The 20956-nt window shown below is 58.7% G+C and carries 21 protein-coding genes, 1 tRNA gene and 1 pseudogene; 13 read left to right on the top strand and 10 right to left on the bottom strand.

The window, feature by feature from the left end; all coding sequences use genetic code 11:
• The first annotated feature begins 58 nt into the window (after nt 1–58).
• Genes MPAL_RS10500 through MPAL_RS10490 form a run of 3 tightly spaced genes read left to right on the top strand, consistent with a single transcriptional unit; the run spans nt 59 to nt 4224 of the window.
• Nucleotides 59–772, top strand: a complete 714-nt coding sequence (locus MPAL_RS10500; protein WP_012618719.1) for a nucleic acid-binding protein — start codon at nt 59–61, stop codon at nt 770–772.
• Nucleotide 773: 1 nt separating this feature from the next.
• On the top strand, nt 774–1544 hold the full coding sequence (locus MPAL_RS10495) for a metallophosphoesterase (protein WP_012618718.1): 771 nt from the start codon (nt 774–776) through the stop codon (nt 1542–1544).
• A complete protein-coding gene (locus MPAL_RS10490; RefSeq protein WP_012618717.1) occupies nt 1531–4224 on the top strand; it encodes a DEAD/DEAH box helicase in 2694 nt (897 codons plus the stop codon). The genes MPAL_RS10495 and MPAL_RS10490 overlap by 14 nt, the downstream gene beginning before the upstream one ends.
• On the opposite strand, the gene MPAL_RS10485 is transcribed toward MPAL_RS10490, so the two are convergent.
• Nucleotides 4225–4779: a TATA-box-binding protein gene (locus MPAL_RS10485; protein ID WP_012618716.1), complete on the bottom strand. Its 555-nt coding sequence runs from the start codon at nt 4777–4779 to the stop codon at nt 4225–4227.
• 228 nt (nt 4780–5007) lie between these two features.
• Here MPAL_RS10485 and MPAL_RS10480 point away from each other — a divergent pair.
• The 4 genes from MPAL_RS10480 (at nt 5008) to truD (ending at nt 7871) form a co-directional block, all read left to right on the top strand.
• Nucleotides 5008–5092 (top strand) — tRNA-Leu (locus tag MPAL_RS10480).
• Nucleotides 5093–5160: 68 nt separating this feature from the next.
• Nucleotides 5161–5874, top strand: a complete 714-nt coding sequence (locus tag MPAL_RS10475) for a YkgJ family cysteine cluster protein (protein WP_012618715.1) — start codon at nt 5161–5163, stop codon at nt 5872–5874.
• 369 nt (nt 5875–6243) lie between these two features.
• A complete protein-coding gene (gene pth2, locus MPAL_RS10470; RefSeq protein ID WP_012618714.1) occupies nt 6244–6606 on the top strand; it encodes a peptidyl-tRNA hydrolase Pth2 in 363 nt (120 codons plus the stop codon).
• A complete protein-coding gene (truD, locus tag MPAL_RS10465; RefSeq protein ID WP_012618713.1) occupies nt 6603–7871 on the top strand; it encodes a tRNA pseudouridine(13) synthase TruD in 1269 nt (422 codons plus the stop codon). Before pth2 ends, truD begins: the two co-directional genes overlap by 4 nt.
• 13 nt (nt 7872–7884) lie before the next feature.
• Here truD and sppA read toward each other — a convergent pair whose 3' ends face one another.
• Together sppA and MPAL_RS10455 are read right to left on the bottom strand one after the other, a co-directional pair.
• Nucleotides 7885–8682 (bottom strand): signal peptide peptidase SppA, encoded by a 798-nt coding sequence (sppA, locus tag MPAL_RS10460; RefSeq protein ID WP_012618712.1) that lies wholly within the window; start codon nt 8680–8682, stop codon nt 7885–7887.
• Nucleotides 8666–9370: a dihydrofolate reductase family protein gene (locus tag MPAL_RS10455; RefSeq protein ID WP_012618711.1), complete on the bottom strand. Its 705-nt coding sequence runs from the start codon at nt 9368–9370 to the stop codon at nt 8666–8668. Before MPAL_RS10455 ends, sppA begins: the two co-directional genes overlap by 17 nt.
• 107 nt (nt 9371–9477) lie before the next feature.
• Between MPAL_RS10455 and MPAL_RS10450 the strand changes: the two genes are divergently transcribed.
• Nucleotides 9478–10116, top strand: a complete 639-nt coding sequence (locus tag MPAL_RS10450) for a CDP-alcohol phosphatidyltransferase family protein (protein WP_012618710.1) — start codon at nt 9478–9480, stop codon at nt 10114–10116.
• On the opposite strand, the gene artA is transcribed toward MPAL_RS10450, so the two are convergent.
• Entirely contained in the window at nt 10064–10897 is an 834-nt protein-coding gene (gene artA, locus MPAL_RS10445; RefSeq protein WP_012618709.1) for an archaeosortase A, read from the bottom strand. The genes MPAL_RS10450 and artA overlap by 53 nt on opposite strands.
• 114 nt (nt 10898–11011) lie before the next feature.
• Here artA and MPAL_RS10440 point away from each other — a divergent pair, with 114 nt between their 5' ends.
• From MPAL_RS10440 to hisH, 4 genes are all read left to right on the top strand, one after another.
• Nucleotides 11012–11323 (top strand): transcription factor S, encoded by a 312-nt coding sequence (locus MPAL_RS10440; protein ID WP_012618708.1) that lies wholly within the window; start codon nt 11012–11014, stop codon nt 11321–11323.
• 89 nt (nt 11324–11412) lie between these two features.
• On the top strand, nt 11413–12576 hold the full coding sequence (locus MPAL_RS10435; RefSeq protein WP_012618707.1) for a TIGR04083 family peptide-modifying radical SAM enzyme: 1164 nt from the start codon (nt 11413–11415) through the stop codon (nt 12574–12576).
• An 83-nt stretch (nt 12577–12659) separates the two neighbouring features.
• Nucleotides 12660–14069: a phosphoadenosine phosphosulfate reductase domain-containing protein gene (locus MPAL_RS10430; protein ID WP_012618706.1), complete on the top strand. Its 1410-nt coding sequence runs from the start codon at nt 12660–12662 to the stop codon at nt 14067–14069.
• Nucleotides 14038–14652 carry an imidazole glycerol phosphate synthase subunit HisH gene (gene hisH, locus MPAL_RS10425; RefSeq protein ID WP_012618705.1) on the top strand — a complete coding sequence of 205 codons (615 nt, stop codon included), beginning with the start codon at nt 14038–14040 and terminating at the stop codon, nt 14650–14652. Before MPAL_RS10430 ends, hisH begins: the two co-directional genes overlap by 32 nt.
• Nucleotides 14653–14968: 316 nt before the next feature.
• Here the strand turns inward: hisH and MPAL_RS10420 are convergent.
• Together MPAL_RS10420 and MPAL_RS10415 are read right to left on the bottom strand one after the other, a co-directional pair.
• Nucleotides 14969–15523, bottom strand: a pseudogene (locus tag MPAL_RS10420) (DUF1616 domain-containing protein); the annotation flags it as partial.
• Nucleotides 15524–15959: 436 nt separating this feature from the next.
• Nucleotides 15960–16436 carry a pyridoxamine 5'-phosphate oxidase family protein gene (locus tag MPAL_RS10415; protein WP_012618703.1) on the bottom strand — a complete coding sequence of 159 codons (477 nt, stop codon included), beginning with the start codon at nt 16434–16436 and terminating at the stop codon, nt 15960–15962.
• Between the two features lie 191 nt (nt 16437–16627).
• On the opposite strand from MPAL_RS10415, the gene corA reads away from it, so the two are divergent.
• Complete coding sequence (gene corA / locus MPAL_RS10410) at nt 16628–17689, top strand: magnesium/cobalt transporter CorA (protein ID WP_012618702.1); 1062 nt, start codon at nt 16628–16630, stop codon at nt 17687–17689.
• Here the strand turns inward: corA and MPAL_RS10405 are convergent.
• From MPAL_RS10405 to hpt, 4 genes are read right to left on the bottom strand one after another with little or no spacing between them, the layout of a single operon-like run.
• Nucleotides 17686–18873: an MFS transporter gene (locus MPAL_RS10405; protein WP_012618701.1), complete on the bottom strand. Its 1188-nt coding sequence runs from the start codon at nt 18871–18873 to the stop codon at nt 17686–17688. The genes corA and MPAL_RS10405 overlap by 4 nt on opposite strands.
• The gene (locus tag MPAL_RS10400; RefSeq protein WP_012618700.1) at nt 18870–19484 is read right to left on the bottom strand and encodes an METTL5 family protein; all 615 of its coding nucleotides are present in this window, start codon (nt 19482–19484) and stop codon (nt 18870–18872) included. The genes MPAL_RS10405 and MPAL_RS10400 overlap by 4 nt, the downstream gene beginning before the upstream one ends.
• A complete protein-coding gene (dph2, locus tag MPAL_RS10395; RefSeq protein WP_012618699.1) occupies nt 19481–20428 on the bottom strand; it encodes a diphthamide biosynthesis enzyme Dph2 in 948 nt (315 codons plus the stop codon). The genes MPAL_RS10400 and dph2 overlap by 4 nt, the downstream gene beginning before the upstream one ends.
• The gene (gene hpt, locus MPAL_RS10390) at nt 20406–20954 is read right to left on the bottom strand and encodes a hypoxanthine/guanine phosphoribosyltransferase (RefSeq protein ID WP_012618698.1); all 549 of its coding nucleotides are present in this window, start codon (nt 20952–20954) and stop codon (nt 20406–20408) included. The genes dph2 and hpt overlap by 23 nt, the downstream gene beginning before the upstream one ends.
• Between the last annotated feature and the right edge of the window lie 2 nt (nt 20955–20956).

Raw genomic sequence — 20956 nt, 5'->3', positions numbered from 1 at the left:
TTCTTCAGGTCTGGTCGACCTGCTGAGAAGTAGGATGGATGTGGAAGAGAGGGTATGAATGGCGATAGAAACGGCACACCGGGTATTTGCAGCAGAGTTCCAACGAGCATCAGCACCATCCCTCTCTCCAGGAAATCAGGATGGCGGGGTGGTGACCCCGACCGGGCTCTGCTGTCGGACGCTCTTCGTCGCCGGCGCCCTGACCGAGGTGCAGGACGACGAAAAAGGGCTCTTTGTGGCCCGCCTCTCCGATGGCACCGGTGTCTTTGAACTGGCCTGGTACGGTCCCCATCCGGCGTTGACCGCTGCCGTGGAGCATCTCTCCCTTCCGGCCTTCGTGACGGTGATCGGAAAGGCGATGCTGCCGGCCCAGGATGGGAGGCAGGTGTTCATCAGACCGGACGAGATCACCCCGGTCACCCGGGCGGTCCGTGATCTCTGGGTGATCAGTACGGCCGATGAAACCGCGAAACGGCTGGAGACCCCCTCCTCGCTGGACCGGGACGGGGTCCGGGAACTGGCGGCTCTGATCGGGCGCGTCCTGAATCTGGTGCAGCCTCCGGACCTGGCAACCCTGGTGGAGGAGGATCCCACAGATGTGTTAACCCGGATCCTTGAGGCAGGGGATCAGAAGGGGATGGCCGTCGCGGACCTGACTGTTGCAGCTGAGGAGGCCGGCCTGTCGACCACCGTGATCGAGCAGACGATCATGGCCATGCTTGCTGGGGGGGACTGTTACAACCCGGTGAAAGGGAAGATCCGGCTGATCTGAGATGCACCTCTCATTCATCGAGAGCGGGCCGGCACTGCTCGTAAAGGGTAATGAGGAAACCCTGGTGATCGCCGATCTCCACTTCGGGATCGAATCGAATCTGGCCCGCCATGGATATCATCTTCAGAGCAGGTCAAAGGAGCGTGCCGAGCGGGTGCTCGCGCTGGTTCGAGACCTGAAACCCGACCGGCTGCTGCTGCTCGGGGACGTGAAGCAGTCGATTCCGCTGACGACCCGGCAGGAGTACCGGGAACTCCCGGCAGTTCTGGCTGCGTTTCGTGATGCTGCATTCCTGCAGGTTATCCCCGGCAACCACGATGCCGGGCTTGAACGCTTCCTCGAAGAAGGGGAACTGCTCCCTGCCACCGGGGCGGTGATCGACGGGGTCGGCTACCTGCACGGGCACACGATCCCTGACCCGGCGCTCGCCGGCCACCTGATCATCATCGGTCATCACCACCCGGTCGTCTCCCTGATCGACGAGGTCGGGTGCGCGGCGAGGATGCCGGCCTATCTGCGGGCCCCGCTCGATGAGCGTGCCCTGTGGGGTGCTGGAAGGTCCGATGAACCCGGCAGTACCGGCCTGAATCAGACCCGGGCGCTGCTGATGCCAGCCTTCAATGAACTCTCCGGCTTCGACATCACGAAGATCGTCGGTGACCCGTCCAGCCCGGTCTCGCGGGCGATCATCAGGGACGAGGCAGAGGTCTTTCTCGCAGACGGGACCTTCATCGGCCCGTACTGCTCGCTGGAGGAAGATGCCCGCCACTGATCTGCTTCATCCCCGGGTTCGCGCCTGCCTGTCAAAGCGGGGTTTCGAGGACCTCTCCCCTGCCCAGGAGCAGTCGATCCCGCTGCTCGTCAAAGGGAAGCACCTGCTGGTGATCGCTCCGACCGGCACCGGCAAGACCGAGAGTGCGATGCTCCCGGTCTTCGGCGGGATGCTCTCGGGGGAGGGTGGAGGGTTTCAGGCCCTGTACATCACCCCGCTCCGTGCCCTGAACCGGGACATTCTCGGGCGGATGGAGTGGTGGTGCCGCGAGCTCGGGCTGACGGTTGGAGTTCGGCATGGGGACACGTCGACATCCGAACGGAGAAAACAGTCCCTCTCCCCGCCGGATCTGCTGATCACCACCCCGGAGACCCTGCAGGCGCTCTTCATGGGCAGCCAGCTCCGCAAGCACCTCGCGAAGGTTCGGTACGTGATCGTCGACGAGATCCATGAACTGGCCGGCTCTAAGCGGGGAGCTCAACTTTCTGTGGCGCTGGAGCGGCTGGCGGTCTATGCCGGGAACTTTCAACGGATCGGTCTCTCGGCCACGGTCGGTAATCCAGAGGAGATCGCTGCGTTCCTCTCCGGGGCGGGTCGTTCGGCTGCGATCGTCCAGGTGCCGATCTCCAAGTACCTCGACCTCACCGTGGTCTATGCAGGGGAGAAACTGTCAAGGCAGGCGCGATGTGTGGAACAGGCGCTTGCGACACCCGGTTCGCATCTCGTCTTCACCAACACCCGGGTGACCGCCGAAGCGCTCGGTCACCTCCTCTATGACCGGGGGGATCTCGAGGTCCATCATGGTTCGCTCTCAAAGGAGGTCCGGATCGCCGCCGAGGAACGGTTCCGGAATGGTGAGATCACCACCCTGATCTGCACCTCATCGATGGAGCTCGGGATCGATATCGGGTATGTCGAGCAGGTGGTACAGTTCAGTTCCCCGCGGGAGGTCTCGCGGCTGATCCAGCGGGTCGGCCGGGCCGGACACCGGATGGACCGGGTCTCGCACGGGACGGTCCTCGCCACCGGGTTCGACGACCTGCTCGAGTCGCTGGTGATCGCCCGACGGGCCAAGGCGAACGAGGTTGAGAAGGTCAGGATTCCCCGAGGTGCAGGTGACGTCCTGGCCAATCAGGTCGCCGCGATTGCGGTCGAATACGGTGAGATCTCCCGGACGGCGATCCGGGCGATCCTCGAACGAACCGCCCCATTCGCCGGCACCGGCCCTCTGCTCGATCAGGTCTGCGAACAGATGGCCCTCCACCGGCTGATCAGGCTCGAAGGGGATCTGGTGATCACCACCGGCCGGGCCCGACGCTACCTGACCGCGAACCTCTCGATGATCCCGGACGAGCGGAAGGTGCCGGTCTTCGACATGGTCTCGCGGAGGACGGTCGGGACGCTCGACGAGTCGTTCGTGGTCGGCTGGGTCACCACGGGGGCGGTCTTCATCACCAAGGGACAGCTCTGGCGGGTGCTCGACATCGAGGATGGCCGGTTGATCGTCGAGCCGGCGACCAAGGCCAAGGGAGAGCTCCCCTCCTGGGAGGGGGAGCAGATCCCGGTCCCGTTCGAGGTGGCTCAGGAGGTCGGGCACCTCCGGGGGTCCCGGCAGGTGGAGTCCTACACCGACAGCCGGCGGTCCATCGCCTATGTCGATACGTTCCTCTCGGAGATGGATAAGAACCGCTCGGTCGTTCCGACCGACCGTCTGATCACTCTCGAGAACACCGACGAGGGGGTGATCTGCAACATCTGTGCCGGCCACAGGGCCAACGAGGTGATCGGCCGGGTCCTCTCCCTCCTCCTCTCTGCCCGATACGGAACCTCGGTCGGGATCGAGATCGACGCTTACCGGGTGCTCCTCCGCCTTCCGGGATCGGTTCGGGCCGCTGAGGTGAAGGAGACGCTCTTCTCCCTGGAACCGTCCTATATCCAGGGGATCCTTGAGATAGGACTGAAACGAACGGCGCTGTACAAATGGAAACTGGTGCAGGTGGCCAAGAAGTTCGGTGCGATCGACGCCGATGCCGACTTCGAGCGGATCAGTATCCACCGCCTCTCCGAACTCTTCGATAAGACCGTGATCCAGCAGGAGGCGTACCGTGAACTCTTCTCGGCCTACATGGACGTCGAGGGGGCGTCCCGGGTGATTGGGGATCTGAAGGCCGGCTCGATCGAGGTCACGATCGGCAGGGTCAGCATCCTCGGAGCGGCAGGCCTCTTCTCATCCCGTGACCTGATCACCCCTGCTTCAGTGGACCCGGCGGTACTCGGCACGATCAGACGGCGGATCGAGGAGCAGGATGTGATCCTCTGCTGCATGCACTGTAGAATGTGGAAGAGCAGGACGAAGGTCAGCCGGGTTCCCGACCAGCCGGTCTGCCCGAATTGCGGGGCAAAGTTGATCGCTGCGTTGAAACCGTGGGACGAGCCGCTCTATGCGATAGCGAACAAGAAGAATAAGAACGCAGAGGAGCGGGCAGTCGAGGTGAAATTGATCAGGACGGCAAACATCGTCCTCTCAAGCGGGAAAAAAGCGGTCATCGCCCTCTCCGGGAGGGGGGTCGGGCCGGAACATGCGTCCCGGATCCTCGCAACCCTGACCGAGGGCGATCCGTTCTATCGTGAAATTTTAAAGGCAGAGCGTCACTATGTGCAGACTCACCAGTTCTGGTGATCACATAATCGATTCGAGTTTCTGCTCCAAAAAGTCGAGTCCGCGCTTGATGTCTTCGATGGTCTTGCCACCGGTCAGGATGATCTTCCCTGAACTGAAGAGCAGGGCCACGATCTTCGGCTCTTTGATCCGGTAGACCAGACCCGGGAACTGTTCAGGCTCGTACTCGATGTTCTCAAGGTTTAAGGTGATCACGACCTTGTTCAGGTTGATGTACTTGCCGATATCATATGAACAGACAATGTTGGTGACTGCAACACGCGGCACATCATAGGTATCCACCCCTGCCTCTTTGAGCGAAGCCATGATGATCTTCAGGCCATCGACCAGTGCCTGATCGTTCCGAATCCCGGTCAGCACCACCTTACCCGAAGAAAAGATAAGAGAGGCGATCTTTGGTTTCTCGATCCTGAACACCGCTCCAGGGAAACGCTTGGTGTTGAGCTCACAGCTCGCTATCTTCTTTGAGACCTCGACGAGATCTATCGAGTCAGCGATCACTCCTGACGCGACGATATTCTCGATCTTGAGTGAGTCGTATCTCTTCTCTTCCATCCATCTATCTATGATGCTTTATATAGTATAATACTAATGCAAACCTTTATTATATTCATTTATATACTGGGGTAAACTGAGGGAGGAGTGGAAGGGTATAAACATGGATGCCCTGAAACGACAGATGATCCTCTCCTTGTGGAAGGGTGGAGGTTAACGCTCCGTCTCCCGGGTTCATTCAAATCGAACAACTACCTTTATCTATTTGCGCGTGTTAAATTATCAGGCGCGAGGGTTGCCGAGCCAGGTCAAAGGCGCTAGGTTCAGGGCCTAGTCACGCAGGTGTTCGGGCGTTCGAATCGCCTCCCTCGCATTTGTTGTCTTCTATTGTTCTGTTTGAAGTCCGAGCGGTGCGTCTCGTTTCGTTCCCCGGGGAGTCCAATGTCTGCTGATGTGATCGCTGTTCGGATCAGGGCCACTGAGGAGGAACTGGCTGCACTGTTGTGCTATGATGACCGGGAACTGCAGGCGATCATCAGAGAGGTCGGCTTTGCCTGTGACAACTGCGGCCGATGCTGCACCCATGCCTTCAATGACCATGTCTTTCTGCTCGATCGCGACACCGCCGTCGTGAAGGCGATCGATCCGCTGGCCCTGGTGCCGGCGCCCTATTTTGACTTCTGCGACCAGCACGGCAGGTTCTATGTCGGGGGATATGCTCTCAAAACCCGACCTGACGGGACCTGTGTCTTCCTCTCCAACAACCGGTGCACCATCTACGACCGGCGTTTCTCGATCTGCAGGGTCTATCCCTACATGCTCCACCGTGAACCGGACGAGCACGGCCATGTGGACTGGCGGCAGATCAGCGGGCTGAACCAGCATGGGGAGTACAACACCCCCTTATCAGACCTGGAATGCAGCAGGATCGCCGGCGAAACCCGCGAGTACGAGACGCTCTTCCTCAACCAGCAGCTCCGGTTCCTCAGACTCGTATGGGAGCACTTCGCAGCGTTTGGACTCAAACATGTCAGAAAAGTCTATGACCAGAAGATGCGTGCCTTTTTACGAGGTGCCCCTGTTTCGGTTCTGGTCTATTATAATGGTACATTTGAGGAGCAGACGGTCACCATCGGGGAGTATCCCGCAGACTGAGTTTTGGAAGACCCCAGACATAGAGCAACGGAGTGGGAGATCTTCCCACTCCGCTTATGCAGAACCCGTGTTGGATCGGACGTTCTCTGTCCTCTCCATTTTGTCTTCATGTCATCGTTTATCACTCTGTTTCATCACCCTCCTCTCTCGGCCGCCGCGGAGATCGGTCCCTTCATATTCGGAAGGGAATCGTTTGTCATCTGATGGAATCCAGATGGATGGCGTAAGGAGATCTTCTCTGTTATGGGCTGACTTTTATCGATCCTCGCTTGACCTCTCACATCTTTCTAGATATCTACAATCGGATATGTTTTTTGGTCGGTTGCTTTGGAGGATATCTTTGATAGGTCAGCGCCCCATTATCTAGTGATGGCTGAGGAACCTGAGTTCAAGTACAAGCAGTGTCTGGTCGTGCGTGCTGACCTGAAGATGAGCTGTGGCAAGAAGTGCGCCCAACTGGCCCATGCGGCGGTGATGGCCGCAGAGCATGCAGACAAGGGGATCAAGAAGAACTGGTTCATGGAGGGGCAGAAGAAGGTGGTGCTGAAGGCTCCCAGTGAACGGGCCCTCTATGAACTGAAGGTGCATGCCGAACAGGCAGGGATCTCCACCTCTCTGGTGCAGGATGCGGGACTGACAGAGGTGGCGCCAGGAACCGTGACGGCGCTCGGCCTCGGTCCAGCAAAATCGGCTGACCTCGACCGGCTCACAGGCGGGCTGCCCCTGTTATGAAGCGATCCGACTATCCGTTGGAGCAGGCGCTCGGGATGTGCTGGTATGCGAGCAGCACCGAGGGGGTCGGGGGGCGACTCCGGACCACCGCTGAGGATTTCGTAGTCGAGGAGGTACCGGACCTCCCGGGTGGGGAGGGGCCATTCCTGCTCTGCACCCTGACCAAGCGGAACTGGGAACTGCAGCGGGCGGTCAAGGAGATCGCCTCCAGCCTTGGTATCAGCCACAAACGGATCGGGTGGGCCGGGACCAAGGATAAACATGCGGTCACCACCCAGACGATCTCGCTGTATGGGGTCACCCCTGAGGAGATAGCTTCAGTCTCGCTCGGGGATCTCTCACTGACCGTGATCGGTTCGGCCAACGGGGGGCTCTCGCTCGGTTCACTCATCGAGAACCGGTTCACGGTGGTGATCCGGGACTGCATCGCGGAGGACCTCGATCAGAGAGTGCAGGAGGTGACACAGGTCTGCAGTCAGGGGATCCCGAACTATTACGGGGTCCAGCGGTTCGGGGTGATCCGTCCGATCACCCATATCGCCGGCGAGTACCTGATCCAGGGAGATTACGCCGGTGCGGTCGGAGCCTATGTCGGAAAGAGTTCGCCCGACGAGGATCCGGTTGTTGCGGCGGCACGGGACGAGTACCTGGAGACCCGGGATCCTCAGTTGGCCCTCCACCACCTGCCGGTTCACCTCCGGTACGAACGGGCCATGCTCCACCACCTCACCAACCATCCGGATGACTACCTGGGTGCACTGCAGGCCCTTCCCCCAAAACTCCTCTCGATGCTGGTCAGTGCATTCCAGTCCTACCTCTTCAACATGGTCCTCTCAGCCCGCCTTGAGGCAGAGTTAACGCTGATGGATCCGATCCCGGGCGATCGGCTCCACTTCACCAATGGCAGGATCGATATCGCCACTGAGGCGAACCTGGCCACGGCGACGATGCATATCCGGCGGGGCCGGTGCAGGATCGGCCTCTTTGTGCCCGGCGCCGAACCGTTCACCCCGCAGGGGAGGATGGACCAGATGATGGAGGATCTGTTAAAAGAGCACCAGATCGATCGGGTATCCTTCAAACAGGCTGAAACTGTCGTTAAAACAAGGTTCAGCGGCGCATCCCGGCCGATCGCCCTGACCGCCACCGTCGACGCAGTGGTGGAGGAGAACGACCTGACCCTCAGGTTCCCCCTTCCCCCCGGCCACTATGCGACGACGGTCTGCAGGGAGTACATGAAGAGTGACCCCCTGATGATGATCTGATCCCTACACCCGATCAGGAGGATCGGGTCCTGGCCAGGTCCGTGGCTGCGTCCTCGGCGTCGTTCAGATTGCCGAGTTTGTCGACTAGGCCGAGGTCCAGGGCTTCCTGGCCCCGGATCACCCTGCCGTCTTCGATTGCCGTCCTGTTGACAGGCCTGTGGGAGAGGACGTCGCTGATGAAGGACTCAAACGAGGCGTTCACCAGTTGCTGGGCATAGTCCCGTTCCTCTGTGGTCAATGAACGGGACGACGAGCCCATGTCCTTCATCTCCCCTGACTTGACGACCTCCACCTGGTACCCCTTCTTCTTCATCCATTCAGAGTCGTTGGAGAAGGTCCAGATGGTGCCGATGTTCGCGGTGAAGGTGTCGGGGTTCGCATAGATCCGGTCGGCATGCACGCTGATCAGGTATGCGGCCGAGGTTGCGATGTCCCCCATCGAGACCACGACCGGTTTTTTGGTCTTTGCATATTCAATATCTCCGATGATCTCCTCTGCTGCGGACGGGGTTCCGCCGGGGCTGTTCACCCGGAGGACGATCGCGTCGGTCATGGGATCGTCTGCGGCGGCCCGGAGGGCATTGCCGATCACTTCGCTGCCGGTGGAGTCCGATGAGTCGACCAGCCCGGTCACGAGCGTTCCCTCTGCCCGAACCACGGTCACATGGCCGGTGTGGAGGTGAGCCTGCATGGCGGTCAGGGTTACGATGGCGATCACAACGACGACGATCAGTAAAACCCAGAGGATCCGGGAACGCGGCCGGCGGGGTGGGCTGGTGATGGCTGCTACCTGGTCATCCAGATATCCCATCGTCCCCCCGAGGATAGAGCACATCGTACTCGGTCACCAGATTGGTGCCGCAGAGATAATGATTCTTTAACTGGAGTCTGATCATCTGGTCCTCTGAATCGATATGCATCCCGCCGACCAGCGAGGGGGTGTCCGCCCCTCCGACGATGAAGGGGAGATGGATCAGCCGGATCTCGTCGACCAGTTGATGAATGAGCATATGCCAGTTTAGCGTCGGCCCGCCCTCGATCATCAGTCTGCGCACGTGAAAGTCTCTCCAGAGCAGGTGCATCAGGGTCGAAAGGTCGACATGGTCGTCCCCTGCCACCACCACCATTGCTCCCTTCGCCCTGATGGCTGCGATCTTCTCCTCTGGTGCCGACGTAGCGACGGCCACCAGGGTCCTGGCATCAGGACCGAGCACATTTGCATCGAGAGGGATATCGGCCTGGCTGCTCGGGATCACCCGCAGCGGGCTCTCCCCCGGGACGATCCGGACCGTCAGGAACGAGTTGTCGATCCGGATCGTATTCGAACCGACCATGATCGCGTCACAGGCTGCCCGGGTCTGATGAAGCAGGACTTCAGTCTCAGGGGCCATATACTTCATCAGGATCTTGCTCGAGGATCCTTTCTTGAGGGTCAGTTTTCCATCGGCGGTGATCTCTGACATCAACAGCACATGCGGTCTGGCGTTATCGTCTGGCATATGATTCCTTGAATGGGTTACTTTGAGCCGATCGGTTATAGAGAATTCGGTGAGGGAATTCCGATGGTGCAAGCTGTTAAATTGGATCGGGCGCTAATTCTATAAATATGAATATTACTGCATTACGGCCAAGATTTAAAGATTATCTTGAGCCGCTCGCAGCAATTGCAGCCAATCTCGGGATCACCCCGAACCAGCTCTCCCTCCTCTCCCTCCTCTCCGGAGGGGGGGCTGCTCTGCTCTATTCTCTCAGGTTCTTCTTTGCCGGGACGATTCTCCTCCTCCTCTCAGGGGTCTTCGATCTCGTCGATGGTTCGGTGGCACGGCGCACCGACAACAAGACCAACTTCGGGGCGGTCTTCGACTGGATCGTCGACAAATATGTCGACGGGCTAGTCCTCCTCGGGGTGGGGCTCAGCGGGATCCAGATCATCTCATGGGTCCAGTTCGTGGTTCTTCCCCCGATCGCCGACTTCGGGGTCGTCACCATCGCGATCATCGGATCCCTGATGAACACCTTCATCAAGCCGGTGGTCTACGCCGAGGTCGGGTTCTCTGAACGGAAGAACGGGAAGATCGATGATCCGCTGGAAGGAGTCGGCTTCTTCGGCCGGCCGGAGACGGTCCTCGTCCTGGTCGTTGGAGGGCTCACCGGGTTCATCTGGATCTCGATCCTGGTGATCGCAGTCTGCACTAATCTCTCTGCTGTCCAGAGGATTCTGTATCTTTACCGCGAACTCGCCTGATCTCACCCCAGTAGATCTTGAAGAGGTCGTCGGCCAGCACGCCGAGCGCCGGGATCAGTTTGAAGAGGGCGAAGGCGATCACGATCAGCACTCCGAGGGCCAGCAATTCGCAGATCACATTATGGGCCCAGAAGAAACTCTCATACCCGAATTCGCCGTTGCTGGCGATCACGGGCAGGTACGGGAACCACTGCTCGGTGTATGCCATGATCACGAAGACGTTTCGAAGCAGGTTCAGGATATAGATCACCGGTGCGATCAGCAGGAATGCAAGCCCTTTCTGGGTCCAGGTGCTCTTGACCGCCCAGGCAACCCCGAGCATGATCGCGATCGACTGGATCCCGGTGCAGGCCAGGATGATCTCGACCCGGAACCCCTGGTTGATGAAGATGTTCCAGTCGAACATTGTGAACGGGAACTGCAGATAGAGCAGGATCGCGCTCACCTCGTCGACCACGTGGCCGATCAGCCAGTTTCCGACCGGACGGATGTACTCGAAGGGTGCGTAGATCACAAACGCAATCGCTGCTCCCCGGGTCAGATGCATCACCGGTTCTCGCTTGTTCCAGATCTGACGGGCCGTGATGACCAGGAAGGGGACCGAACAGATCGTCATCAGAGGGTAGACGAAGTTGTTCTCTGCAAAGAAGTCGGGGAGCTGAGTGAAAAGGAAGGCGACCATCCCTGTCCAGCCGGCGATCCCGGCGTACCGCTGATGGGGACCGGGGATAAGAAAGAGCAGAAACGAGATCGCTGAGGCGAGGACCAGATATTCGATCATTCTCATAGAATCGACGCGGAGGTCTCATATGCGTTTCTGTACAGGCACCTTCATTCCGACATATTCTGACCCCTGACCAAGAGTTAATCTGTTGTGTGAAATATATTATTAACTATGTTCTGTCCGCAATGTAAGAGCCTGATGATCTCATCGGCAGGTCAGTTAAAATGCAAACGCTGCGGTTATATCAGAGATATCACCGGCGCTGACCAGATGAGAATTGAAGAGAAGCGGTCTGAGAAGGAGATCATCTTCTTCGATGAGGACCAGGAGGTGGCCACCAAACCGACCTTCGCCATCAAGTGCCCTGAATGTGAGCACAATCTTGCGTTCTGGTGGATGCGGCAGCTCCGGTCTGCTGATGAGAGCGAGGTCCGGTTCTTCAAGTGTGTCAAGTGCGGATACACCTGGCGCGAGTACGACTGAGCGCTTCCCCACACCGTCATCTGACGGTCAGACTGCACTTCTCCCTTTTTTAAAAAATATTAAACTGTTTTGAAAGAAACAGAAGAGCAATGAAGAATCCTTTTCATGTGATGATCATCCCGACGCTGGGCTGCCCCTCCCGGTGTCATTACTGCTGGAGTTCAGATGAGACCTCTCCAGTGATGAAGATCGAGACCGTTCGGGACGTCGTCGCATGGCTCAACGACTTTCGCGACGACCGGGTGACATTCACCTTCCATGGGGGAGAGCCGCTGCTGGCCGGGGCCGACTTCTACCGGCAGGCCCTTCCGCTCCTCTCAGAGGGTCTCTCTCACCTGAACCCTGAGTTTGCCATGCAGACCAACCTCTGGCTGATGACCCCGGAGATCGCCGAGATCCTGGCTGCCTATCATGTTCCGATCGGCTCCAGTATCGATGGTCCCGAGGAGATCAACGACTCCCAGCGGGGCAGGGGCTACTATGAAAAGACGATGAAGGGATACGAGATCGCACGGGCCCACGGACTGCTGGTCAGGTTCATCTGCACCTTCACCAACCAGTCGGTCCGGTTGCGTGAGGAGATCTTCGATCATTTCCTGCAGCATGGGTTCACGCTGAAGCTCCACCCGGCCCTTCCGTCTCTCAAGTCTGACGACCCCGGTCAGTGGGCGCTCGACCCGGAGGAGTACGGGGAGCTGCTCGTCTATCTCCTGGATCGGGCCATCGAGAAGAGGGACGAGATCGAGGTGATGAATATCAACGATCTCTGCCGGTGTGTCTTCACCCGCCGGGGGAGTGTCTGCACCTATGTGGACTGCATGGGGAACACCTTTGCCGTCGGCCCGGACGGGAGTATCTATCCCTGTTATCGTTTTGTCGGGATGCCGGAGTACATCCTTGGGCATGTCTCGGATCATCCGACGATGGACGACCTCAACGGGTCCCCGGCAGGGAAGAGGATGTTTGAGTACCGGGATTATGTCGATACGGCCTGCGGCGGGTGCAGCCATATCCAGTACTGTCGGGGGGGGTGCCCGTATAATGCGTTGGCGGCCACGCCGGGTGAGATCAGCGGGGTCGACCCCCACTGCGTCGCGTATAAACGGATCTTCACCGAGATCAATGACCGGCTGAACCGGGAGATGTACGAGTCCCCGATGATAGGGGCCGGCTCTGGGTCGAGGTCGGCGAGGAGGAAGGAGAAACCGGGAGTGACGGCGTTGATGCGCAGCATCGTATCCCGATCGCTCTGAATCCTGACCCTGCACTTCCCCGGCGATCCCGTGGATATGCAGCGTCCGCTGTTTTTTATTGCCTTCTCACAAAGATTGATCAGATGCCTTCACTCTATCTTGGAAAGATCCAGCTCCACTGGTGTGATTCCTGCCATGTTCCGGTGCTCGGAGGACGGTGCAGGTGTGGCGCTGAGACGCGTTCCGTTCCGTTGACCCCCCCCGGGGACATGCGCCCGGCGTTCGAATACGATATCGACCTGATCAACCGGATCTATACCGCTCACTTCGGGACACCCCTGATCCCGGATGGGCACCTCGCCCTGCTGAACAAGGTCCCTGACAAGGACCGGATGGAGGAGATCGTGGTCGGGGGGGCCGTGGTCGGCCAGATTCGGTACCTGCCGGAGAAGGAGGAATGGGAACCGATTCCCCGGCCGGCTGCCGCGGCGCTGCTTACGCCGACCGAACGGTTCGTGGTGATCGATGACGGGGCGATCCCTTCGATCCGGGATGAAGGAGCCAGTGTACTGGCGCCGGGGCTCGCCTGGATCGCCGATTCGGTCGAGGCCGGCGATGAGGTCTTCATCATGACCAGGGACCACCAGTGTGTCGGTGTCGGGCGTGCCCGGGTCGGTGCAGCCGAGGCACGGACCATGGAACGGGGAGCCATCGTGAGGACCAGAAGGAACACCTCCGCTCCCTGTATCCCCGGGGAGGCCACCTGGGCGGACGCGGTCAGGGCCAATCAGGCGATCATCGACAACTACGAGGCGATGGCGATGGCCTTCGTCCGCGATGTCGCCGCGGCAAACCCCATCCCGGCGACGGTCTCGTTCTCTGGCGGAAAGGACAGCCTGGTGACGCTACTGATCGTCCAGAAGGCGCTTGGAAAGGTGCCGATCCTCTTCTCCGATACCGGGCTGGAGTTCCCTGAGACCTATCAGAATCTCAAGGATGTGCAGGAGAAGTATGACCTCGAGGTCGTCTCCTGTTCAGGTGAGGCCGCGTTCTGGGAGACGCTCACCGAGCAGGGGCCGCCGGCCGTCGATGCACGCTGGTGCTGCAAGGTCTGCAAGCTGACCCCGATCGGCGGGGCGATCCGGGAGCGCTGGGGGGAGTGCCTCTCCTTCATCGGACAGCGGAAGTATGAGTCGTTCAAGCGGATGAAGAGCGGGCGGGTCTGGAGGAACCCGAATCTGCCGATCCAGCTCTCGGCGGCTCCGATCCAGCACTGGACCGCCCTGCATGTCTGGCTGTACCTCTTCGCCGAGGAAGCACCCTACAATGCACTGTATCGGGCCGGGTTCGACCGGGTCGGCTGTTATATGTGTCCGTCCAGCGATCTCTCGGTGCTGCTCAGGATCGAGCAGGAGTATCCGGACCTCTGGGAGCAGTGGAACCATCGGATCGCAGCCTGGCAGCAGGATAAGGGGTTGCCAGAGGACTGGTTCCGGTCGGGATCGTGGCGGAAGAGGGCAGGTGATTCTGGTGAAGAAGATAGTAGTTGTTGATTACGGGGTTGGAAATCTCCGATCTGTGGTGAGAGGACTGGAGAAGGCCGGGGCCGTCACTCTGATCACTGGAGACTCCGAGGAGATCCTCGCGGCCGACGGGATTATACTCCCGGGTGTCGGTGCATTTCACGAGGGAATGGAACACCTTCGCCCACTCTGCAGGACTATTCAGGAGGCTTCGGTCAGAACGCCGCTGCTCGGGATCTGTCTCGGGATGCAGATGCTGATGGAGACGAGTGAGGAGCATGGCCACCATCAGGGGCTCGGCCTGGTCCCTGGAGACGTCAGGCGGTTTCCAGCAGTGCCCGGGATGAAGGTACCGCACATGGGCTGGAACACTCTCCACCTGAACCTGGACGATCATCCGCTCTTCGCCGGCCTCTCCGAGCAGGAGTTTGTTTATTTTGTCCATTCCTACTATGTGACGACAGAGCCGGAGCATACTCTGACTACGACCACCTATATCACCGACTTCGCCTCATCGGTGGGCAGGGGAAATGTCTATGGGGTTCAGTTCCATCCTGAGAAGAGCGGTCAGGCCGGGCTGCGTATCCTGAGCAACTTCATCAATCTTCTCTGAGACCTTTTTCTGGCTCTCATGAGCTTTATTTTTTATTGAACACACCATTCCTGACCAATCCAGATTTGTGTGATTGGTTTATTCCGGGATTCGATATGGTGAGATAATCGAAGAACCCCTGCGGATTCTTCTCCCGTCTGCTTCCTCATGGTGGGTGTTGAAACCGGATAATCGAAAAATCCTCGCGAATTCTTCTCATGTCTGCTTCACCCTCGTGTGTGTTGAAACCGGATAATCGAAGAATCCTCGCGAATTCTTCTCATGTCTGCTTCACCCTTACGGGTGAACCAGACATTCACTAAATAGGGGGTGTGGATCAGAAGAGGTTGACCTTGATCCAGAGGTTGACGTTCCGGTAGGCCGCGTTGATCCGATCCATCCCGCTGACCGTCGGTGCCGGCACCGTCTCATTGAAGAGCAGGAACTCGAGTTTGTTGTACCCCTGCTGGTTCACCGTGAAGGTGTAGGGCTGCTCGTAGGTGGATCCGTCCGGTACATTCACCGTGAACGAATCGATCTGCTTCGCCGACTTGATGGTGGTCACGTTCGTCGTCGGATTGACCACTTCGTTGGCCAGTGCGACTTCGATCGTATAGGTGACCGGCCGCTTTTCATGGTTGGTCACTCCGAGGATCACCGAGTTGGGTTGGCCTATGTTCAGGTCATACACATAATCCTCTGCGATCCCGTTCTCTCCGAGCATGTAGAACTCAGTATACGGGTCTTTCTTCTCCGGCAGTGTGGAGAGGTAGCCCGCCAGAATCACGGCACCGACCAGTACTATCAGAAGGATGAACGTCAACAACTTTTCAACAGCAGATGCGGGCACAATTGAGCTCCTTGACCTTGTTCCCCATTCTCCGGGGCTTCTTTCCGGTCGGTCAGGTACAGCCGGAACGGCGCACCTGTCTCATCATAGATGGGATCTGCTATGAAAAAAGAGTATCGACTGTGTCCCGGGAGGCAGGGATCCGATTTTTCATTCGGCCTGATAATGGGTGGCTGGTAGGGTCATGCTATCACCGATCCGGCCTGGTGAGTACTTGACCTGCTGATGGAATGGAAATCTTTCAGAGATCCATCCGGGCATGAGACCTTCCCTGTACCTGGACGAAGAGACTCATCAGAGTTTTTTCTCATCCCTGAGACCATCTTTGTAAATGACGAAGGGACTCATCAGAGTTTTTTCAATCTATGAGACCATCTTAGTAAATGACGAAGGGACTCATCAGAGATTTTTCAATCCATGAGACTGTTCGCCTGGCCGAAAGGACGGGCGAACAGTTGAATGGACGCGAAAAATCTCATCAGAGATTTTTCAAGGCTACCAGATCCTTCACCCCTATCAGCCGCCAGACCAGTGACCGTTCCTCTCTGGCGATCACTTCAGGTGGATCCTCTGGGGAGTGGCCGAGAGCACCGAGGATGTTCTTTGAGAGGTGTTTCTCTGTGATGAGTTCGATGAACTGCTCTCGAATGAGTTTCTTCTCGATCGAATCCTCCACCTCTTCAAGCCTCCCCTGCATCGTCACGAAGGTATAGCAGGAGAGGTCGCTGGTGTAGCGTTCCACCTCGACTGAGACATAAGGGCTTTTTCTGAAGTATTCGATCTTCTTGCCGTACTTGGTCGAGAGGAAGTACAGAAATTTGCCGTCGAACACATACAGAAATGGGGCGATGTACGGGTACTTCTCTCCCTGGAATGCGATCCTGCTGATATATCCCTCCTCGATCAGCAGGTCATACTCCTTCTTCTCCATCCTTGGAATCTTTACGATCTCCATGAGTTCTCATCTGTTGATTGGAGAATGATGCCTAATAAACTCTTTTATTTATTATCAGGAATCAATTATCCGAAATGGGTTGTTTTTGATCTCTTGAAGAACTCCAATCCCGGTCGGATTGCGGGTGGTCGCCTTGTTTGAGTCGAATGAACGTATAGACACAAATAGCAGATCGTCCGAATGATCAGAGCATGAAGAAACGGGAACGAAAGCGGCCCCTTCGACCGGGCATGCCCCCCGGGTCGCTGGTCCCACTGGATAAGGAACTGACCGATACGGTCTCCATCCAGGTAATCCGGTACAATGACGAGCACTGGGAGGAGGAGACCATCGGCTCGATTGCCGACCTTCCCCCCCTGGACCCTGCGATGAAGGTCACCTGGATCAACGTGACCGGTCTCTCGGATATCGGTCTGATACGACAGATTGGGGTGCGTTTTAAGGTCCATCCCCTGATCCTCGAGGACATCCTGCACACCCGGCAGCGCCCCAAGTTCGAGGAGTTCGACGCCTACCTGTTCATGGTGATGAAGCTGATCACCAGTAGGGGTGTGGACTCTGAGATGGAGGCCGAGCAGGTGAGTGTGATCTTTGGTGAGCGCTACCTGATCACGTTTCTGGAGTCGGCGGACGCTGTCTTTGAACCGGTCAGGGACCGGATCAGAAAGGACGGCAGGATCCGGACCCATCCCAGCGATTACCTCGCCTACGCCCTGATCGATCTGATCGTCGACAACTACTTCGTGGTCCTTGAGAACCTCGGCGAGAAGATCGAGTTCCTCGAGGACGATCTGCTGACCCGTCCCGACCCGGCCACCCTCTCGGCGATCCACCAGCTCAAGAAGGATATGATCTTCATGCGCCGGTCAGTCTGGCCGCTCCGCGAGGTGATCTCCTCGCTGGAGCGATCGGACTCGCCCCTCATCCACCAGGAGACCATCCTCTACATCAGGGATGTCTACGATCACACCGTCCAGATGATCGATGCGATCGAGTCGTTCCGGGATATCATCGCCGGGATGATCGATATCTACCTCTCCAGCGTCAGCTTCCGGTTGAACCAGATCATGAAGTTTCTGACGCTGATCGCCACCATCTTCATCCCGCTCACCTTCCTAGTCGGGGTGTACGGGATGAACTTCCAGTACATGCCGGAGCTCTCCCTCCCGTGGGGGTATCCGGTGCTCTGGGGGGTGATGATCGTCATCGCCTCTGGAATGCTGGTCTACTTCTCCCGGCGCGGCTGGCTTTAGATTGAATGATGCCGATGGAGATGGCCGGCAACTAGCCGACCGATCTTCAGCGGATACGGGGTGACCAGGAAGAGAATGACGCTGACCGCTATGGTCACCGGCAGCACCATCATCGCGGTCAACAGCGAACTCTGGTCAGCGAGCATCCCGTTCAGGGCGACCCCGAGGCCGCCGGCTCCGACCACGACCCCCATGATCGAACCCGAGGCGAGGCCGATGTTGTTCGGGAGGAGTTCATGGGACATCGCGACGGTCACCGAGAAGGTGGACCAGAGCCAGAACCCGAAGAGAAGGAGCGAGGCGAGCGAGTAGATCCCTGGCAGGAGCAGGAACCCGTAGAAACAGGGGATCGAGAGGCCCAGGGCGGCGAGGACGAACTCTTTGCGTCCGTAGCGATCGGAGAGTCTTCCACCGGCGATCTGTCCGATCACCCCTCCGATCAGCATGAACGAGATGCTCAGATCCGCGCTCATCACCGGGTAGCCGAGTTGGACCATGTAGGACGGCAGGAACGCGACCACGCCGAAGAGCCCCCAGGCCCGAAATGTCGAGGCGAACATCAGCAGCAGGAACGGCCAGTGTGATGGATGGGGACTTTCTGTATGGATTTCATTCTCAGGATTCAGCCGGCTGGAGAGGTCCGGGTGGATCCGACGGAGAACCGGTACCAGCACGAGGACTGGCAGCAGGAGCAGGGCCATTCCCTGGAGCCCTGCAACGGCGAGGGCGATGCCGGCCAGCACCGGACCCAGGGCGAACCCGATGTTCCCCCCGACCACAAAGTACGAGAGCATCCGACCTCGATTCTGGTCGGTGCAGAACCGGCTGATGCAGGAGAGGCCGATCGGGTGGAACGAGCCGTGGCCGAGTGCGGCGATTCCGGCACAGAGGGCCAGCAGGGGGAACGAATCGGTGAACCCCATCAGGGAGATGAAGACGGCGCTGCCGGTGACGCTCAGCACCAGCGGGATCATGAACCCCCGGGTATCTGCCAGCCAGCCGAAGAGCGGCTGGGTCATCGAGGATGCGAGGTTGTAGATGGTGACCAGCAGCCCTGCAAGAAAATACGAGAGATCGTGATGAGCGATCAGGTACGGCAGGACCGCCGGGATGACGGTCATATAGATGTCAGTGACCAGGTGAGCTGACGATAAGCCAAGAATTGTGGATGTCTCTTCTTTCACGCTTCGATTCGCCTCAAAAGAACGATCTCGACCGGGATCTCCCGTATCCGTTCTTTGTGAAATGAAAAAGTTTTTTTGATTGGGAAGGCTGCGGCGACGACGCTCTCGATCGTCGCTCTGCCTTCGATATAACTCTGGATGAATGGGAGCGACCCCTGGTTGAAGATCCCGTAGACCACCTTCCCTGCAAGCAGGGCACGGTCGATGAACGGCCGGTCAGCATGTTTCTTCTGAGCCCCGAACGGAGGGTTCATGATCACCGTATCGAAGGGACCGTCGAGGGGGAGCGTCTGGTCGCTCACATCCCCGGTGATGAAGGTGGCCGAAATACCACAGCGTCTTGCGTTCGCTTCTGCGACCTGAATGGCCCTGGCATCGATGTCGATGCCGGTGACGCTGACGGCTCCCATCATCGCTGCCCCGCAGGTGAGGACACCGGTGCCGCATCCGAGGTCGAGGATCGAACGGTCCTCGAGGTCTCCCTGCATCAGGGCATGATAGAGGAGCCTGGCCGCGACTGGGGCCGGCGTCTGGTACTGTTCCAGGTCTGCTCTCGGGCGCTCAAAGGTATTGAGTTTCTCGAGGGCCATCTCCAGGTTCTTCAGTTTCATCGTATCTCGTCGACTGCGTAGTCGTCCCAGTTCCGCTGACCACAGACGATCTCGAACTCTTCAGGGGTGATCACCGGTACCGGGAACCGGACCTGGTCGTCGTAGGCGATCCTCGGACAGGCCGTGTTCACGTAGCACCCGAATCCGAGGTTCAGCAGTGCGTCAGGGCTCACCTCCTGGAGGGTGACGATCATCGCTCGGTCATCGAGGGAGGCCAGGCGTTCTGCCAGGGCCGCCCGTCGCTGGCCCGATTTGGTACTGAGCAGGATTCCATAGGATTCTGCCTCTTTTGCCTGCTCGATCAGCCCGAACCTGCGCCGAAGGAGGCGTGAACTGTCGACCACCCCGGCATTCCGTGTGAACGGGTCGAGGGCGATCACCCGTTTCCCGGTGGCCAGCTGCACCCCGATCGGATGGAAGAGACCGGTCCCGATGAAGAGGATCTCGTTCACTCCATCGATCCGTGCCGCCCGGTAGGTGCACCCGAGTACCTGGCCGGCTGCCGGGGTCCGCCCAGCACCATCTCTGATCACGGCCTCGATCCCATGGTCAGCCAGGTACTGTGCGGCAGCAGCGAGGAGGTGGGCGTGCTGAACGGTGGTTATGAGGCCAATCCGTCTCTCCTGCAGCAGGGGGATGGCCTGGTCCAGGGAGGAGAGATCGAAGTCCTGCTCGAAGGGCAGGCAGATCACCTGCGGGTGATCCTCGACCGGGGTGTGCCCGATATGCACCAGCACGTCGGCCTCGGCCAGGGCGGAGAGGGCCAGGTCACAGGCCCCGTAACAGGGGTCCCCGCTCAGAATCACTGAGAAGCCGGCTGCCTTCAGGTCCCCGGCCAACCCGGCTCCCTGCCGCTTCAGCCCCTCCGGGAGTTGGAGTGCGACACGGTGAGCCCCCCGTCGGTGGAGTTCTCCGATCAGGTCAGCAGTGTTTATCGATGACATGGACCCGTTCGTTCACCTCGATCTTCGTCAGTGATTTATAATCCCTGCCGATATCCGGGTTCCCGCGCTGGATCACAACGCAGATGTCGACCACGTCGACACCGATCTGCCCGAGGGCCGAGAGGAGTGCCCGTGCCGTCCCGCCGGTGGAGATCACGTCGTCGATGATCACCACGCGATCGCCTGCGAAGAGGCCGTTCAGGTACAGCTCCCCCTTGGAGTAGCCGGTGGTCTGGTGGACCGCCACCTCGCCGGGGAGTTTATACTCCCGCTTTCTGACGATGTTCATCGGGATGCCGGTCATCAGGGAGAGGACCGTTCCGATATGGATCCCCATCGCCTCGGCGACCACGATCTTGTCGACCTTATCCAGGTCCAGCATCTTCACCATCGCACACCCGATCTCCCGCAGGAGTTCGGGTTCAACGATCGGCACCCCGTCGGAGATGGGGTGAATAAAATAGTTGTATCCATTCCGCTGCACCATCGGACAGGTCTCTAGGGACGTCACCAATTTTTCAAGCATTC

The organism is Methanosphaerula palustris E1-9c, from assembly GCF_000021965.1.
Classification (GTDB): Archaea; Halobacteriota; Methanomicrobia; order Methanomicrobiales; family Methanospirillaceae; genus Methanosphaerula; species Methanosphaerula palustris.
This window is presented reverse-complemented; position numbering and strand designations above follow the sequence as displayed.

What these genes read in the sequence shown, in the direction of transcription:
- truD (WP_012618713.1), top strand. Translation starts at nt 6,603, where the DNA reads ATGAAGCGATCCGACTATCCGTTGGAGCAGGCGCTCGGGATGTGCTGG.
- MPAL_RS10495 (WP_012618718.1), top strand. Translation starts at nt 774, where the DNA reads ATGCACCTCTCATTCATCGAGAGCGGGCCGGCACTGCTCGTAAAGGGT.
- MPAL_RS10415 (WP_012618703.1), bottom strand. Translation starts at nt 16,436, where the DNA reads ATGGAGATCGTAAAGATTCCAAGGATGGAGAAGAAGGAGTATGACCTG.
- pth2 (WP_012618714.1), top strand. Translation starts at nt 6,244, where the DNA reads ATGGCTGAGGAACCTGAGTTCAAGTACAAGCAGTGTCTGGTCGTGCGT.
- MPAL_RS10490 (WP_012618717.1), top strand. Translation starts at nt 1,531, where the DNA reads ATGCCCGCCACTGATCTGCTTCATCCCCGGGTTCGCGCCTGCCTGTCA.
- MPAL_RS10430 (WP_012618706.1), top strand. Translation starts at nt 12,660, where the DNA reads ATGCCTTCACTCTATCTTGGAAAGATCCAGCTCCACTGGTGTGATTCC.
- artA (WP_012618709.1), bottom strand. Translation starts at nt 10,897, where the DNA reads ATGATCGAATATCTGGTCCTCGCCTCAGCGATCTCGTTTCTGCTCTTT.
- MPAL_RS10475 (WP_012618715.1), top strand. Translation starts at nt 5,161, where the DNA reads ATGTCTGCTGATGTGATCGCTGTTCGGATCAGGGCCACTGAGGAGGAA.
- MPAL_RS10500 (WP_012618719.1), top strand. Translation starts at nt 59, where the DNA reads ATGGCGATAGAAACGGCACACCGGGTATTTGCAGCAGAGTTCCAACGA.
- MPAL_RS10485 (WP_012618716.1), bottom strand. Translation starts at nt 4,779, where the DNA reads ATGGAAGAGAAGAGATACGACTCACTCAAGATCGAGAATATCGTCGCG.
- MPAL_RS10440 (WP_012618708.1), top strand. Translation starts at nt 11,012, where the DNA reads ATGTTCTGTCCGCAATGTAAGAGCCTGATGATCTCATCGGCAGGTCAG.
- hpt (WP_012618698.1), bottom strand. Translation starts at nt 20,954, where the DNA reads ATGCTTGAAAAATTGGTGACGTCCCTAGAGACCTGTCCGATGGTGCAG.
- MPAL_RS10400 (WP_012618700.1), bottom strand. Translation starts at nt 19,484, where the DNA reads ATGAAACTGAAGAACCTGGAGATGGCCCTCGAGAAACTCAATACCTTT.
- corA (WP_012618702.1), top strand. Translation starts at nt 16,628, where the DNA reads ATGAAGAAACGGGAACGAAAGCGGCCCCTTCGACCGGGCATGCCCCCC.
- MPAL_RS10455 (WP_012618711.1), bottom strand. Translation starts at nt 9,370, where the DNA reads ATGCCAGACGATAACGCCAGACCGCATGTGCTGTTGATGTCAGAGATC.
- sppA (WP_012618712.1), bottom strand. Translation starts at nt 8,682, where the DNA reads ATGGGATATCTGGATGACCAGGTAGCAGCCATCACCAGCCCACCCCGC.
- MPAL_RS10450 (WP_012618710.1), top strand. Translation starts at nt 9,478, where the DNA reads ATGAATATTACTGCATTACGGCCAAGATTTAAAGATTATCTTGAGCCG.
- MPAL_RS10435 (WP_012618707.1), top strand. Translation starts at nt 11,413, where the DNA reads ATGAAGAATCCTTTTCATGTGATGATCATCCCGACGCTGGGCTGCCCC.
- dph2 (WP_012618699.1), bottom strand. Translation starts at nt 20,428, where the DNA reads ATGTCATCGATAAACACTGCTGACCTGATCGGAGAACTCCACCGACGG.